At 69.2% G+C, this 15,327-nt stretch carries 9 protein-coding genes; 5 read left to right on the forward strand and 4 right to left on the reverse strand.

Annotation, left to right across the window (positions count from 1 at the left end; genetic code table 11):
* Window positions 1-11: 11 nt before the first annotated feature.
* The 4 genes from B0E52_RS17775 to B0E52_RS17790 all read right to left on the reverse strand — a co-directional run bounded on the left by B0E52_RS17775 (window position 12) and on the right by B0E52_RS17790 (window position 8,951).
* Complete coding sequence (locus B0E52_RS17775) at window positions 12-1,457, reverse strand: glycoside hydrolase family 125 protein (RefSeq protein ID WP_077485963.1); 1,446 nt, start codon at window positions 1,455-1,457, stop codon at window positions 12-14.
* Complete coding sequence (locus B0E52_RS17780; protein ID WP_254426861.1) at window positions 1,454-4,045, reverse strand: glycoside hydrolase family 3 protein; 2,592 nt, start codon at window positions 4,043-4,045, stop codon at window positions 1,454-1,456. The genes B0E52_RS17775 and B0E52_RS17780 overlap by 4 nt, the downstream gene beginning before the upstream one ends.
* Window positions 4,042-6,744: a glycoside hydrolase family 2 protein gene (locus tag B0E52_RS17785; RefSeq protein WP_305793692.1), complete on the reverse strand. Its 2,703-nt coding sequence runs from the start codon at window positions 6,742-6,744 to the stop codon at window positions 4,042-4,044. Before B0E52_RS17785 ends, B0E52_RS17780 begins: the two co-directional genes overlap by 4 nt.
* A 245-nt stretch (window positions 6,745-6,989) precedes the next feature.
* A complete protein-coding gene (locus tag B0E52_RS17790) occupies window positions 6,990-8,951 on the reverse strand; it encodes a serine hydrolase domain-containing protein (protein ID WP_077485969.1) in 1,962 nt (653 codons plus the stop codon).
* 315 nt (window positions 8,952-9,266) lie between these two features.
* Between B0E52_RS17790 and B0E52_RS17795 the strand changes: the two genes are divergently transcribed.
* From B0E52_RS17795 to B0E52_RS17815, 5 genes are all read left to right on the forward strand, one after another.
* The gene (locus B0E52_RS17795; protein WP_254426865.1) at window positions 9,267-10,715 is read left to right on the forward strand and encodes an MFS transporter; all 1,449 of its coding nucleotides are present in this window, start codon (window positions 9,267-9,269) and stop codon (window positions 10,713-10,715) included.
* A 213-nt stretch (window positions 10,716-10,928) separates the two neighbouring features.
* Window positions 10,929-11,768 carry a phytanoyl-CoA dioxygenase family protein gene (locus B0E52_RS17800; RefSeq protein ID WP_254426862.1) on the forward strand — a complete coding sequence of 280 codons (840 nt, stop codon included), beginning with the start codon at window positions 10,929-10,931 and terminating at the stop codon, window positions 11,766-11,768.
* Complete coding sequence (locus B0E52_RS17805; protein ID WP_077485973.1) at window positions 11,765-12,883, forward strand: zinc-binding dehydrogenase; 1,119 nt, start codon at window positions 11,765-11,767, stop codon at window positions 12,881-12,883. Before B0E52_RS17800 ends, B0E52_RS17805 begins: the two co-directional genes overlap by 4 nt.
* Window positions 12,880-13,704, forward strand: coding sequence for an alpha/beta hydrolase-fold protein (locus B0E52_RS17810; RefSeq protein ID WP_077485975.1), 825 nt, complete (start codon window positions 12,880-12,882; stop codon window positions 13,702-13,704). Before B0E52_RS17805 ends, B0E52_RS17810 begins: the two co-directional genes overlap by 4 nt.
* Window positions 13,701-15,302 (forward strand): alpha-amylase family glycosyl hydrolase, encoded by a 1,602-nt coding sequence (locus B0E52_RS17815; protein ID WP_077485977.1) that lies wholly within the window; start codon window positions 13,701-13,703, stop codon window positions 15,300-15,302. Before B0E52_RS17810 ends, B0E52_RS17815 begins: the two co-directional genes overlap by 4 nt.
* Window positions 15,303-15,327 lie beyond the last annotated feature (25 nt).

Genomic DNA, 15,327 nt, shown 5'->3' on the forward strand with positions numbered 1-15,327 from the left:
CGATGCGGCGGCTACCGCAGCAGCTCGGGGTGATGGTCGGCCAGTCCGGCGATCAGTTCGCCGAACAAGCTGTTGGCCCAGGCGAACCAGGGCCGCGTGAATTTCGCGGGATCGTCCTGATCGAAGGCTTCGTGCATGAAGCCGGTGCCGGCATGGGTGGTCTTGAGCCAATGCAGGCACTGGCGGATCTCGCCGGCGTCGTCGCTGGTGAGCGCGCGCACCATCAGCGACATCGGCCAGATCATGCGCAGGCCCTCGTGCGGCCCACCGATGCCCTCCGCCGCCTTGCCGCGGAAGAAGTACGGATTGCGCTCGCCCCATGCCCGCGCGCGGGTGCGCCGGTAGCGCGCGTCGCCGCGCGCGCAGAAGCCGTGGTACGGCAGCGACAGCAGGCTGGGCACATTGGCGTCGTCCATGAACAACTGGTTGCCGTAGCCGTCCACTTCGTAGGCCCAGAAGTCGGCGCCGTCCTCGTGCATCACGGCATGCTGTTCCAGTGCCGCCTGCACTTCGCTCGCCAGCGCCTCGCAGTCGGCGGCGAACGCGACGTCGCCGTGCAGCGCACGCGACATCTCCGCGAGCTGGCGCAGCGAGACCACGGCGTAGGCGTTGGCCGGCACGAACAGCGGATAGATGCAGGCATCGTCCGAAGGCCGGAACATCGACCAGATCAGCCCCACCGGCTTCGCCGGATTGCCGAAGCCGCCCAGCGGCACGGTGTCGGTGGGCACCGCCGATGCGCGCTGGAAGTGGTACGGCCCCGGCCCATGCTTGCGCTGCTGCTCGCGGAACGTCGCCAGCACCAGGTGCACCGCGCCACGCCAGTCGTCGTCGAACGGCGTGCGGTCGCCGGTGGCTTTCCAGTAGCCGTGGGCGATGCGTATCGTCCAGCACAGCGAATCGATCTCCCATTTGCGCTCGGCCACGCCGGGCTTCATGTCGGTGAGGTCGTGCTGCGCCCAGTCCAGCGTGGTCTTGCCCCGTGGATCGGGCAGGAAGGCGTTCGCGTACGGATCGATAGCGATGCACAGCGCCTGGCGGCGGATCAGGCCGCGGTACAGCCGGCGCAGGGACTCGTCCTTCGCGGCCAGCGGCAGGTAGGGCCACACCTGTGCCGAGGAATCGCGCAGCCACATCGCGTCGATGTCGCCGGTGATGACGAAGGTGTCCGGCTTGCCGTGCAGCGTGTCCATTTGCACCGTGGTGTCCAGCGTGTTCGGATAGCAGTTGCCGAACATCCAGGCCAGCTCGGGGTCGCCGATCTTCGCCTGCACGCGGGCGATCTCCGCCTCCACCGCCGCGCTGCTGAACTTGCGCTTGGCCACGGGCGGGCGATGGCTGGCGAAGCGCGCGGCCGGCGCCGCTGCCGCCAGCGCAAAGTCGGGCATCGCGAGTGCCGCCGCACTGCCGCCCAGCAGCTTGAGCAGGTCGCGGCGGGTGAGTGAGTCCAGGGTCATGGCGCCAGCACCTCGCGGCCGTCGATGGTGAATGGGATGGCGACGCCCGCGGCATCGCCGGGCTGGCCGCCGCCGATGAAGACGCGGTAGCGGCCGGGCACGACCGCGCGCGTGCCGGCCGCGTCGACGCTGCTCAAGTCTCGCGCCGTGAGCGTGAAGCGCACGCGCTGCCGTTCGCCCGGCGCGAGTTGTACCCGCCGGAAGCCGACCAGCGCATGCCGCGGCGCCAGCGGCGAGGGCGGATAGTCCAGATAGACCTGCACCACCTCGTCGCCGGCGCGCGCGCCGGTGTTGCGCAGTTCCGCGCTGACCTCCAGCGGAGCGCCGGCCTTGAGCGCGGCTGCCGACAGCGTGGGCGCGGCATAGGCGAAACGGGTATAGCTCAACCCGTAGCCGAACGGATACAGCGGCGTGTCGCGAAAATAGCGATAACCGCGTCCGTCCATCGCGTAGCTGGCGAATGGCGGAAGGTCGCGCACCGAGCGATAGAACGTCACCGGCAGGCGGCCAGCCGGATCGATGTCGCCGGCCAGCGCCTGCGCGATCGCGGTGCCGCCGGCCTGGCCCGGATACCACGCGGCGAGGATCGCGTCGGCGTGCTGCTGTGCCCAGCCCAGCGCCACCGCACCGCCGGACAGCAACACCACCACCAGCGGCTTGCCGGAGGCGGCGGCGCGTTCCAGCAGCGCGCGCTGTGGCGCCGGCAGGGCGAGATCGGTGCGGTCGCCACCGTCGAAGCCCGGCACGTCGATCTTCAGCGCCTCGCCTTCCACGTCCGGCGACAGGCCCACGAAGGCAATCACGGCATCGGCCGCACGCAGCGTGCGGTCGACCTCGGCGAGCTGCGCCGCGGCGGGTGCCAGCCACTGCAGGCGCACGCCCTGGTCGCGGCTGCGGTGCACCAGTTCCAGGCGCAGTACATGCGGCTTGTCGTCGGCGAAATGCAGCTTCGCCTGCATGTTCTTGTCGTCACCGGCGTCGACGAGCACCGGCTTGTCGTCGACGTACAGGCGCACCGCATCGTGCGCGTCGCAGTCGAAACAGCGATCCACGTGCACCGCCAGCACGTAGTCGCCCGGCCCCGGCGGCAACAGTTCGCCGCTCCAGCGCACCGCGTAATGGCCGGCATCGAGGCCGGCGGCCGGTGCCACGCGATCCCAGTCGAAGTCGATCGTGCGGTCGATGCGCGCGAGCCGCGGCGCGCCGCGGAAATCGGTGTTCGCGTAGTACGCACCGCTGAGGCCGATGGCGCCGTCCTTCGTGCGCAGCGCGGTTTCCGGCACGGGAATCGGCACGCCGGGCGCCACCGGCGCGCCCTGCGCATAGCCCACGCGGTCGGCGCCGAAGCGCGCACGCAGCCCCTGCAACGGCGTCACCGGAGCGCGCGCGGTGCCGTGGTAGTTCGCCTCCAGCGTTTCCAGCGTATCCGCATCCGGGCCGATCACCGCGAGGCGCAGGCCGGGGCGCAGCGGCAACGCGTCATGCACGTTCTTCAGCAGCACCAGCGATTCCTGCGCGGCCCGCAACGCGAGCTGGCGATGTGCGGCGCTATCGATTTCGCTGGCGCCGATATGCACATACGGATCGTCGCCGCCGAGTTCGCCGAGGCGATAGCGTGCGGTGAACAGGCGTACCAATGAAGCATCCAGCGCAGATTCCGGAAGTTCACCCTTGCGCACCGCGGTAGCGAGGCTGGCGTAGGTGTGGCCGCAGTCGAGATCGGTGCCCGCGCGCAGCGCGGCCGCGGCAGCCTGCGCGTCGTCCGGCTTGTAGTGATGGAACGCCGAGATGTCGCCCACCGCGTCGCAGTCGGACACCACGTAGCCAGTGAAGCCCCAGTCCTTGCGCAGGCGCGCATCCAGCAGCGCCGCGTTCGCGCACATCGGCACGCCGTTCAAGGCATTGTAGGAACACATCAGCGAACCGGCGCCGCCCTCGACGACCGCGGCGCGGAACGCCGGCAGGTAGCTGTCCTCCAGATCGTGCGGCGTGACCTTCGCATCGAAGCTGTCGCGGCCGGGCTCCGGGCCACTGTGTGCGACGAAATGCTTGGGCGTGGCGATCGCGCGCGGATGCCGCGGGTCGTCGCCCTGGATGCCGTGCACGAAAGCCACGGCGAGCCGGCCGGTGAGGGTCGGATCCTCGCCGTAGGTCTCCTGGCCGCGGCCCCAGCGTGGATCGCGGTCGATGTTGATGTTCGGCGACCAGATCGTCAGGCCCTGGTAGCGCGCGTGCGCCTTGCCCGCGCCGACCGCATTGAACTTCGCGCGCGCCTCCACCGAGATCGCCGTGCCCACCGCTTCGAGCAGCGGCGCGTCCCAGCTCGCGGCCAGGCCGATCGCCTGCGGGAACACGGTGGCATGGCCGTCGCGGGCATCGCCGTGCAGGCCCTCGTTCCACCAGTCATAGGCCGGCACACCCAGGCGAGGAATCGCCGGCGCGTCGTTCTGCAGCTGCGCCACCTTCTCCGTCAGCGTCATCTGCGCCACCAGCGCCTGCGCGCGAGCGGACGCATCCTGCGCCTGCGCCACGGTACCCGCCGCCAACAGCAACGCGAACAGCGCGGTGCAGGCGGCAGCTGTCGTCACGGGGTGGCCACCGTGGCGCCGTACAGGCTGCGCAGCTGCAAGGCCTTGCGCAGTGCAGCGGGATCGGCCTTGCTTTCCACCTGCAAAGTCACCGATTCGCCGGGCAGCAGGTTGAAGGCATCGTCGGACAGGCGCGCATCGAGGTCGCCGAAATCGATCCATACTTCGCGCGCGAAGTGCTGCGCACTCACCGTGACGCTGCGGCCATCGGCGGACAGCTCGGCCTCGAGTCCGGGATCGGGCAAATGCAGATCCTTCGCTTGCGCGAAATACACCAGATGGCGGCTGAGCGGCTTGCCGTGATCCAGCAGCTCGAACACCGCCACCGTGCGGTGCGGATCGGCGCCGTGCAGCAGTTGCGCATCGGTGTAGTCGCCCGTCGGCGTGCTGGCCAGCGCCGCCACCTGCGCGGGCTGCGTGTGTTCCCACACGGTCTTGCCGTCCATGTCCAGCACGCGAACGCGCAGCTCGGCGGCCAGCGGCACGGTGCGGTCGGAGACCAGCGACACCTTCACATGGCCATCCTTGCGGATCGCCACCACGCGCAGCGGCGCGTAGAAACGCTTCGCGTGGTATTGCAGCGCCTTCCAGCGGCCGTAGTAATCCACGCTGGACCAGGTGACGCCCGGCCACACGTCGTCGAGCTGCCAATACAGCGAACCCATGCTCTGCGGGCGCGCCGCGCGCAAGTGCTCGGCGGCGAGCTGGATGCCCTCGGCCTGCATCACCTGGCTGAGATACACCAGCGACGCGAAGTCCTTAGGCTTGCCGTACTCGCGTTCCACGTACATCAGCAGGCGCTGGTTGCCCTTGCCCTTGTCGAATTTCTGGTGCGCGCGCAACACGGGCGAGTCGATGGCGAGGTCGGCCGGCTCGAGCACGCTGCGCAGCGTCGCCATGGCCGGGAAGGACTGCAGGCCGTATTCGGACTGGAAGCGCGGCGTGACGTCGAGGTAGGTCGTGGCCGGCAGTGCGTCGCCCGACCACACGTTCCAGTAGTGGTAGTCGCCGTCGTCCAGCACGTTCGCCTTGCCGTCGTAGTCGCTGCTGGGCGTGCTGGGCCAGTACGGCACTTCGGGCGACTGCGAGGCGACCGCGTCGCGCAACGTGTGGTCGAACAGCTCGCGCATGCCTTGTTCGACGCGTGCGCTCTCGGCCTTGCCCTGCGCCTTCTGGAAATCCAGGCTGGTGCCCCAGGACTCCCACGCGGTCTCGACCTCGTTGTTGCCGCACCAGAGCACGATGGACGGATGGTCGCGCAGGCGATCCACCTGCTGGATCGCCTCGGCGCGCGTGTTGTCGCGGAAGGCCGCGGCGTAGGGCGGGATGGCGCCGCCGAACATGAAGTCCTGCCACACCATCAGGCCCAGCTTGTCGGCCTCGGCGTAGAACGCGTCCTCGAGGTAATAGCCGCCGCCCCAGATGCGCAGCATGTTCATGTTGGCGTCGCGCGCCGACTGCAACATCGCATCGATGCGCGCCGGCGTGACGCGGTTCGGGAAGCTGTCCATCGGGATGAAGTTCGCGCCCTTGGCGAAGATGGTCACGCCGTTCACCACGAACGCGAAGCTCTTGCCCCACTGGTCCTTCTGGCGCAGCAGCTCGACGCGGCGCAGGCCGGTCTCGCGCTCGGCGCTGGCGACTTTCTTGCCGTCCACCGCGACATCGACGTGGAAGTCGTACAGGTTCGGCTTGCCGTAACCCACCGGCCACCAGCGTTGCGGATGCGCGATCTCGAACGGCAGCGACACTTCGTTGTCGCCGCCCTTGAGCGTCACCTCGCGCCGCAGCGATTGCGTGCCGCCGTCCGGTGCGCGCCAGCGCAGCGTGACCTGCGCCTTGCCCGCCACATCGGATGCGATGCGCAACTGCGCCTGCAGCTGCGCCACATCGGCATCGACCTTGGGCTGCGCGACATGGAAGTCGGCGAGGCGCAGCGTGTCCCAGCTCTCCAGCTTCACGCGCTGCCAGATACCCTCGGTGACGATGCGCGGGCCCCAGTCCCAGCCGTACTGGTAGGCGGCCTTGCGCACGTAGTTCGCCGTCTGCTTGCCCTCCGGCTCGTCGCCGAAGGCCGAGTCGAACTCGCCCGGCAACGCATACGGCTGCTTCAGCAGCCAGGGCTGCAGCCGCGCGATCGGCGAATGCACGGTGACTTCCAGCGTGTTCGCGCCCGCGTGCAGCCACGCCTTCGCCGGCATGCGCCAGCGGCGGAACATGTTGTCGGCGGCGAGCAGTGGGTGGCCGTTGAGCTTGACGTCGGCGAACGTGTCCAGCCCGTCGAACACCAGCTCGACGTGCTTGCGCGCCAAGGTGGCCGCATCCACGGTGAACGTGCTGCGGTACTGCCAGTCGGACAGGCCCACCCACTGGATCTTCGCCTCGTTGTCGGCGACATAGGGATCGGCGACCAGCTTCGCGGCCATCAGGTCGGTCTGCACCGTGCCGGGCACGGTCGCCGGCAGCCATTGCGCGGCTTGCGGGTGCGCCGCGGCGTGGCGGTCACCTGGCGCGAGCCGGAACTGCCAGCCGGCGTCCAGCGACTGCGTCGCCAGCCCTGCCGCGATGCCTGGCAGCGGCGCACCCAGCGCGACGGCGAGGAGTGCACCTGCCAGCCAGCGTCCCAAGCCGCCTGCCCGCTCATGCGTGCGGCGCTCCATGCGTGCCCCCATCGTGCGCCGCGCCATCCGGTTTGCCATCGCCCGCCCCTCTATAATCTCGCCCGCATTCCGGGAACCGCATCGTCGGGCCCGGGCAGGCGCCGTCACGGCCACTGTCGCCACCGATTTAGATCGATCCATGTGGACGCTAACACCGACCCGGCCATGGCGCATGCCGCACCGCAATAAATCGGGCACAAAGTCGTGGAACGACATCCCATGACCGCTTCAACCGATCCAAAGCATACCGTCGCCCGGCGCGAACACGGATACCGCGGGCCCGCTCAATAGTTCAAGTGCAGGCCGAGCAGATGCAGGCTGGCGATGAACCACAGCGTGGCGAGGCAAGCCAGGAGCAGAGCCAGACTGTTGAGCTTGCGCCACCAGCCGCCCGGCACGCGCCACGCATGCCACGCGTTCATCGCCGCCGCGGCGATGCCGAGGACCGCCAGCACGCCGACCAGTTGGATCAACCGCAGCGTGCCGTCGAAGCCACTGTTCATGGCCGCGATGTTCGCGTCGAGGCGCGCCAGCACGCCGGCCCAGCCGGCATAGAACAGCAGCTGCAGGATCGCTGCCACGCGGCTCAGCCGGTACCAGAGCCGCGCCCGCCCCGCCAGCGCGAACGGCTTGCCGCAGGCGCGCCGCACCAGCGCAGCCACCGGCCACAACAGCGCCGCCAACGCGAACACCAGCACGATCAGGACCAGCAGCGGCAGGTTCCACGCCACCGATCGCCAAGCCGACACCGGCAGGAACACCATCACCGGCGAGACCGCGTCGATCGAGATCCAGCGTACCCGGCCCTGCTCCACCCGTGCGCCGAGCAGCTCGTGGCCGTCCGCCGCGCGCCACAGGAACGGCGCCACTTCGCGCCAGTGCCGCGGCGCGCCCGCGAGGTTGTGGAAATCCGGCGTCACCAGTTCGCCGTTGACCGCCTGCTCGACGCGCACCTGCGAGAACAGGCCCAGCATCGCCATGAAGTTCGACTGCGAGGCGCGGCTGTTCGCATAACGCCCCACCAGCAGGGCGCCGTTCTTGCGCGCGCTCGCCAAGGCGGGTTGCGCCACTTCCGGCGGCGCCGGGAAATAGCGATCGGTGAAGCCATCCAGCAGCTGCTTGCGCAGGCCGCCATCGCCGCCACCGTCGATGGCCACGAATACGCCCACGCCTTGCTGCGGGAACAATGCCAGTTCGCTGTGGAACCACTGGGTGTCGCCGGCGTGGCCGAGGATGTCCTGGCCGTTGCGATCCATGTGATAGAAACCCAGCGCCATCGCGGGCAAGCCGGGCACCGCGGCACGACGGTAATCGAACATCTCGCGCAGCGTGGCCGGTGCAAGGATCTGAGCGCCGTTGTAACTGCCGCCCTGCAGCTCGGCGAGCATGAAGCGCGCCATCGCCTCGCCGCTGGCCGACAGCGCGCCGGCCGCCGCCGCGTTCACCAGTTCGAACGGCTTCGGCGGCGCACCGGCCTGCGCGTAGCCCTTCGCCATGTACGGTGCCAGCGCGGCCGGCGGTGGCTGGCGGAACGTCGCGTGCTGCATGCCGAGCGGCTGCAGGATGTGCGCTTCGACGTAATCGTCGAACGGCTGGCCCGACACACGCTGCACGATGTAGCCCGCCAGCGCCGCGCCATAGTTGGAATACGCCGGCACCTGGCCCGGCGGGTACACGCGTGCGGGCACCCACTCCCTCACCCACGCCGCGTTGCCGCGGAAGTGCCGCGCATCGGGCGCGAACAGGTTCTTGATCGTCTCTTCGAAACCCGGCGTATGCGTCATCAGCTCGCGCAACGTCACCGGCTGGCCGTCCTTCGGCGGTATCTTGAAGTCGAGGTACTGGTTCACGTCCGCGTCGAGATCGAGCTTGCCCTGCTCCACCAGCTGCATCACCGCCGTCCAGGTGAACAGCTTGGAGATCGAGCCCGCGCGAAACAACGTGCTGGCCGGATCCACCGGCTTGCCCGCCGCCACGTCGGCGTGGCCATAACCCTTCGCCAGCAGCACCTGGCCGCCCTTGACGACCACCACCACCGCGCCGGCGAGGTCGTTCTTCGCCAGGCCGTAGGGCATCAGGCCGTCCAGCCACGCACCGGCATCGTCCGCCATCAGCTGATGCGCACCCAGCGGCACCGGCTTTGGCGGCGCCTGTTCCGCCAACGGACGAATCTCGATCTGCGCCATCGCCGTCGTCGCGAGCATCGACAGCAGGGCGCACAGGCACAGGCGTAACGGGCGGCTCATGGCGGTATCCGTGGCAACGGCAGGAACGCGATCGCGCCATCAAAGCACGCCGTTCGTGAAATCCAGCCAACGGCAAGTGACAACGTGCCGGAGCCGCGACCGTGTTCGCATCCTGCCCGTCGCGACTGGCGACTCTTTCGAATGAATACGCTTGTGAACACTGGTTGCTGCATTGCGATGCTGCCTAAGCTTGCACGACTCGCCTCGCGCAGGATCATCTCCTTGACGTCATCCCTCCAGGCATCGCGGCACGGCACGCACCCCGCCGGCGGCGCGATCGCGCGCCCCGAGCTGTCGTTTCGGCAGATCTGGAACATGTGCTTCGGCTTCCTCGGCATCCAGTTCGGCTTTGCACTGCAGACCGCCGACGTCAGCCGCATCTTCCAGACCCTGGGCGCCTCGCTGGAACAGATCCCGCTGCTGTGGGTGGCCGCGCCTATCACCGGGCTGATCGTGCAGCCCATCATCGGCCACTGCTCCGACCGCACCTGGACGCGGCTGGGTCGCCGGCGCCCGTATTTCCTGGCTGGCGCGCTGCTGGCCACGCTGGCGCTGCTGTGGATGCCGAACGCCGGCACGCTGTGGATGGCGGCGATCGCGCTGTGGCTGATGGACGCCACCTTCAACGTGGCGATGGAGCCGTTCCGCGCCTTCGTCGCCGACCAGCTGCCGGTGCGCCAGCGCCCGCTGGGCTATCTGGTGCAGAGCTTCTTCATCGGCACGGGCGCGGTGATCGCCTCGATGCTGCCGTGGATCCTCACCCACCTCGGCGTCAGCAACGTGGCGCCGCCGGGCGTCATCCCCGACACGGTGAAGTACGCGTTCTACGCGGGCGGCGCGGCGCTGCTGGGCGCGGTGCTGTGGACGGTGGCGAGCACGCGCGAATACCCGCCGGAGCAGTTGCGCGCCTTCGACCCCGCACCCGACGCCGATGCGCTGCCCGCGCTGCACGGGATCTGGCGCAACGGCGCCGCGTGGCTGCTGGCCGGCGGCGTGGCGGCGTGGCTGATCCAGCGCTACCGGCTGCGCGACGAGGTGTACCTGCTGGCCGCCGGGCTGGCGCTGTACGGCCTGCTGCTGCTCGGCTACAACCTCGCACTGAAATTGCGGCCCGCATTGAATCGGCAGCGTGGCCTGCTGGGCCACGTGCTGGGCGACCTGCACGCGATGCCCGCCGCGATGCGCCAGCTCGCCTGGGTGCAGCTGTTCTCGTGGTTCGCGCTGTTCGCGATGTGGATCTACGCCACCGCCACCGTGGCGCAAATGCAGTACGGCGTCACCGATGCGCACTCGGCGCGCTACAACGAGGCGGCGAACTGGGTGGGCGTGCTGTTCGGCGTCTACAACGGCTGCGCGGCGCTGGCCGCGTTCGCGATCCCGTGGATGGTGCGCCGCTGGGGCCTGCGCGCGAGCCACCTGCTCAATCTGTGGCTGGGCGGTGCGGGACTGCTGGCGTTCCTGTTCATCCGCGATCCGCACTGGCTGCTGCTGCCGATGCTGGGCGTGGGCTTCGCCTGGGCCTCGATCCTGTCGCTGCCCTACGCGATGCTTTCCGACAACCTGCCTGCGGCGAAGATGGGCGTCTACATGGGCATCTTCAACTTTTTCATCGTGATCCCGCAGCTGGTCGCCGCCAGCGTGCTGGGCGAACTGCTGAAGCGCTGCTTCCACGGCCAGCCGGTGTGGGCGCTGGCGACGGGCGGCGCCAGCCTCTTGGTGGCGGGGCTGTGCACGTTGCGGGTGCGGCTGGCGGAGCCGCCGTAGGAGCGCACCCTGTGCGCGAAGGCTCTGGCGCTTCGACCGGAACCAAAGGCAATCGCGCACAGGATGCGCTCCTACGCTATGTCCGTGTGGGCACGGTCATGCTTCGCCAAGGTCACGAATCCGACAGTTTCGCGGCTTCATTGAGCATGCCGTACCGATGCGCAGCCATCGCCGGCTTCCTAGGATGGCACCCATCCCTGCAGAAGCATGCCCATGCCCATGGCCATCGACCTCGACTGCCCCTACCCACTCGGCGCGCAGCAAATCGCCGACTACCGCCGCGACGGCTTCATCAAGCTCAAGCAGGTGTTCGACGCCGATGAACTTGCCCATTACGGCGCGGAGATCGCCCGTCTCACCATCGCGCTGAACACGCAGACCAAGCCGCTTGAAGAACGCAGCACCTACGACCGCGCCTTCCTGCAGGTGATGAACCTGTGGGAGGAAAGCGGCGTCGTGCGCGAGTTCGTGTTCGGCAAGCGCCTCGCCGGCATCGCCGCCGCGCTGATGGAAGCGGACGGCGTACGGCTGTACCACGACCAGTCGCTGTACAAGGAGCCGGGCGGCGGCATCACGCCCGCGCATGCCGACCAGTACTACTGGCCGCTGGCCAGCGACCGCACCATCACTGCCTGGATGCCGCTGCAGGCGGTGCCGCAGGACATGGGCCCGCTGGCCTTCTTCGCCGGCAGCCAGCACGTGGAATTCGGCCGCGACCTCGGCATCTCCGACGAAAGCGAACGCGCGATCACCGCGAACATGCAGGCGCACGGGTTCCCCGTGGTGGACGAACCGTTCGACCTGGGCGAGGTGAGCTTCCACTCCGGCTGGACTTTCCACCGCGCCGGCCCCAACCGCTCCGCCCAACCGCGCGCAGTGATGACGGTGATCTACATGGATCGCGACATGCGCCTGAAGGCGCCGGACAACCACATGCAGCAGGCCGACTGGGAACGCTGGTGCCCCGGTGCGGCAGTTGGTGCGGTCATCGACACGCCGAAGAACCCGGTGCTGTTCGAGGGTCGACGGTCCGGGGGCACGGCGGTCGCATGACGGCCGGCGTCGTCCGCGGCAGCGCGATCATCGCCGACGGCGCGGGCCGTTTCGTCGTCGACACCATCGAGGTCGATCCGCCCGCCGCGGGCGAGGTGCGCGTGGCGATCGCCGCCGCCGGCGTCTGCCACACCGATCATGCCTCGCTGCGCTGGCCGGGCCCGCTGGTGATGGGCCACGAAGGCGCGGGCCACGTCGAAGCCATCGGCGCAGGCGTGGAAGGTCTGGAAATCGGCCTGCCCGTGCTGCTGAACTGGGCGATCCCCTGCGGCCACTGCTGGCAGTGCGAACACGGCGCCGCTGCGCTGTGCGAACGCACCCACGAACTCGACGCAGCCCGCCTCGGCAACAGCCGCGCGCACGTCGGCGCCACGCGCTGGCGCGGGCAAGCGATCGAGCGTGCGTTCCATCTCGGCACCTTCGCCAGCCACACCGTGGTGCGCGCGGAGGCGGTCACGCCGCTGTCCCCCACGCTGCCGCTCGACGCCGCCTGCATCCTCGGCTGCGCGGTGATGACCGGCGTGGGCTCGGCGGTGAACGTGGCGCAGGCGTCTCCCGGCGACACGGTGGCGGTGCTGGGCTGCGGCGGCGTGGGCCTGAACGTGATCCAGGGCGCGCGCATCGCCGGTGCGAGCACGATCATCGCGATCGACCGCGTGCCGGCACGACTGGAACGCGCCCGCGTACTGGGCGCCACCCACACCCTGGCGCCGCACGAGCACGACGGCGACCACGCGCAGCTCGTCGCGGAAGTACGCGCACTCACCGGTGGCCGCGGCGTCGACCACGCCTTCGAGGCCACCGGCGTGCCCGCGCTCGCCTTCCTGCCGCTGAAGCTTGCCCGCAACGGCGGCAACGCACTGCAGGTGAGCGGCGCGCACGGCCCCGCCACGCTCGAACTCACCGAGCTGTTCTGGAACAAGCGCTACCTCGCGCCGCTGTACGGCGGCTGCGTGCCCGCGCACGATTTCCCGCGGCTGTTCGAGTGGATCGCCGATGGCCGGCTGGAACTCGCCGCGCTGATCTCCCACCACTATCCGATGGAAGCGCTGGAGCGCGCGTTCGACGACATGCTGACCGGACGCAGCAGCAAGGGCGTGCTGCGCATCGCATGAACGACGAAACCTTCCGCACCATCGAAGTTTCCGATCCCGCCATCGCGGCGGACGGGCTCAGCTTCGTCACCGTGAAAAGCCGCGCGCTGCGCCGGCGCGCCGACGTCACCCTGTACGTGCCGCCGGTGGCGCAGGGCGTGGCGGACCTGCCGATCGTGGTGCTGCTGCACGGCGTGTACGGCTCGCATTGGGCGTGGGCGCTGAAAGGCCGCGCGCACCTCACCGTCGCGCGCCTGATCGCGCAAGGCGCGCTGCCGCCGGTGGCGCTGCTGATGCCCTCGGACGGCCTGTGGGGCGACGGTTCCGGTTACGTGGTGCACGCGGACCACGATGTCGAGCACTGGATCGTCGACGAGATGCCGGCGCTGGCGCGGGAACTCGTCGCTGGCTGCAGCGCACGTTCGCCGCTGCTGCTGGCCGGGCTCAGCATGGGCGGCTTCGGTGCGCTGCGATTCGCCGGCAAGTACCCGCGGCGCATCGCGGCGGCGGCGGCGCTGTCGGCCGTGACCGACGCCAGCCAGTTCGACGCGCTGATCGAGGAAAGCCGCGCCGGCTGGAGCGCGGCGTCCGCCGACCGCAGTGTGCTGGCCGCGCTCGCCGACGGCAGCGGTCCGCGGCCGGCGCTGCGCATCGACTGCGGCCTCGACGACCCCTACCTCGAAGCGAACCGCGAACTGCACCTCGAATTGCAGCGCGCCGGCATCGCGCACCACTATGCCGAAGCTCCCGGTGGCCACGACTGGGGCTACTGGTCGGCCACGCTGGAACACACGCTGCGCTTCTTCGGCCAGGTATTGCACGCAAAGGAGGACGACGCATGAAACCCGCACGCCCCCTGCTCGCCTGGCTCGCCGCGAGCCTGTTCGCACTGCTGTCCGTGGCTGCGGCACGCGCCGCGACACCGCCACCCGCGCAACCGGGCAGCCAGGTCTTCTACCAGATCTTCTTCCGCAGCTTCCGCGACTCCAACGGCGACCGCATCGGCGACCTCAAGGGGCTGACCTCCAGGCTCGGCTACATCAAGCAGCTCGGCGCCACCACGATCTTGCTGACTCCGTTGCAGCCCTCGCCGTACTACCACAACTATTTCGCCACCGCGTTCAAGGCGATCGACCCGGCCTACGGCACGCTGGACGATTACTTCGCCTTCGTCCGCACCGCGCACGCGCAAGGCCTCAAGGTCTACCTCGACGAGGAATTCCAGTACGTCGCCGAAGGGCATCCGTGGTGGAAGGATTCGATCTGCAAGGCGCACGCGAAGTACGCCGATTACCTCCTGTGGAAAGACAAGCAGCACTGCGTGGCCGAGCCCTACCTCGGCAAGGCGAAGTGGCTGGGCTACGACGGCCGCGACGTCGGCATCGCGATGGTGAACCTGGAAAACCCGGCGGTACGCGCGTACTTCCAGGACTTGCTGCTGTACTGGGCCGACCCGCATGGCGACGGCAGCGGGCGCGACGGCGTGGACGGCTTCCGCATCGACCACATGATGGACGACCTCGACCACAAGGGCCTGGACAAGAACCTGTTCGCCGGCTTCTGGGCGCCGATCTTCCAGGCGCTGAAGACGCGCCGGCCGGAGCTGCGCATCCTCGCCGAGCAGGCCGACTGGGGCTACGGCGAAAAGTGGCTGACCGCGGGCCACGTCGACATGGTGTTCGCCTTCCCATTGCGCGGCGCGCTGGTGTCGTTGGACAAGCAGACCATCGTCCGGAACATCCGCGCCACCGATGCGGCCACGCCACCGGGCAAGCAGCAGGTGATCTTCCTGGAGAACCACGACGTCGACCGCTACATGTCGGAGGTGCACGACGACCCCGCGAAGGCGCGCGCCGGCGCTGCGATCGCGCTGATGCTCAAGGGCGATCCGCTGATCTACTACGGCCAGGAACTGGGCATGCGCGGCGTGCAGCCGAAGAACGTCGGCAAATCCGGCGGCATCCCGCTCACCGACGCCGTCGGCATCCCGGTGCGCGAGGCGTTCCGCTGGAACACCGACCTGGAGGCGGCGGGTTCGGCGATCTGGTATCGCGGCGACCAGTGGTTCTGGAAGGACCGCTACAACCGCTCGCATGACGGCGTCTCACTGCGGGAGGAGGAAGTCCGGCCCGACTCGCTCTACCACTGGTATCGCAAACTGCTGGCGCTGCGCCATGCGCGACCGGAAATCGGTGGCGGCGACCAGCGCATCCTCTGCGACGACGACAGCGCGGTGCTGTGCATACTGCGCGAGGAGGGCGAGCGGCGCACGCTGCTGCTGGTCAACCTCGGCAAGGCTGCGGCGCGGCCGAACCTGGGCACGCAACTCGCCGGCGCCACGCATTGGGTCGACCTGCTCGACGACGGCAAGCCCGGCACCGCGGACGCGGTGCTGCAACCGATGCAGGTGCGTCTCGTGGGCACGTCCTCGCCACACTGAACCATTCGGGCACGCGAAATCGGGG

The sequence above is a fragment of the Rhodanobacter sp. C06 genome (assembly GCF_002001105.1).
In the GTDB taxonomy this organism is placed as follows: Bacteria; Pseudomonadota; Gammaproteobacteria; order Xanthomonadales; family Rhodanobacteraceae; genus Rhodanobacter_A.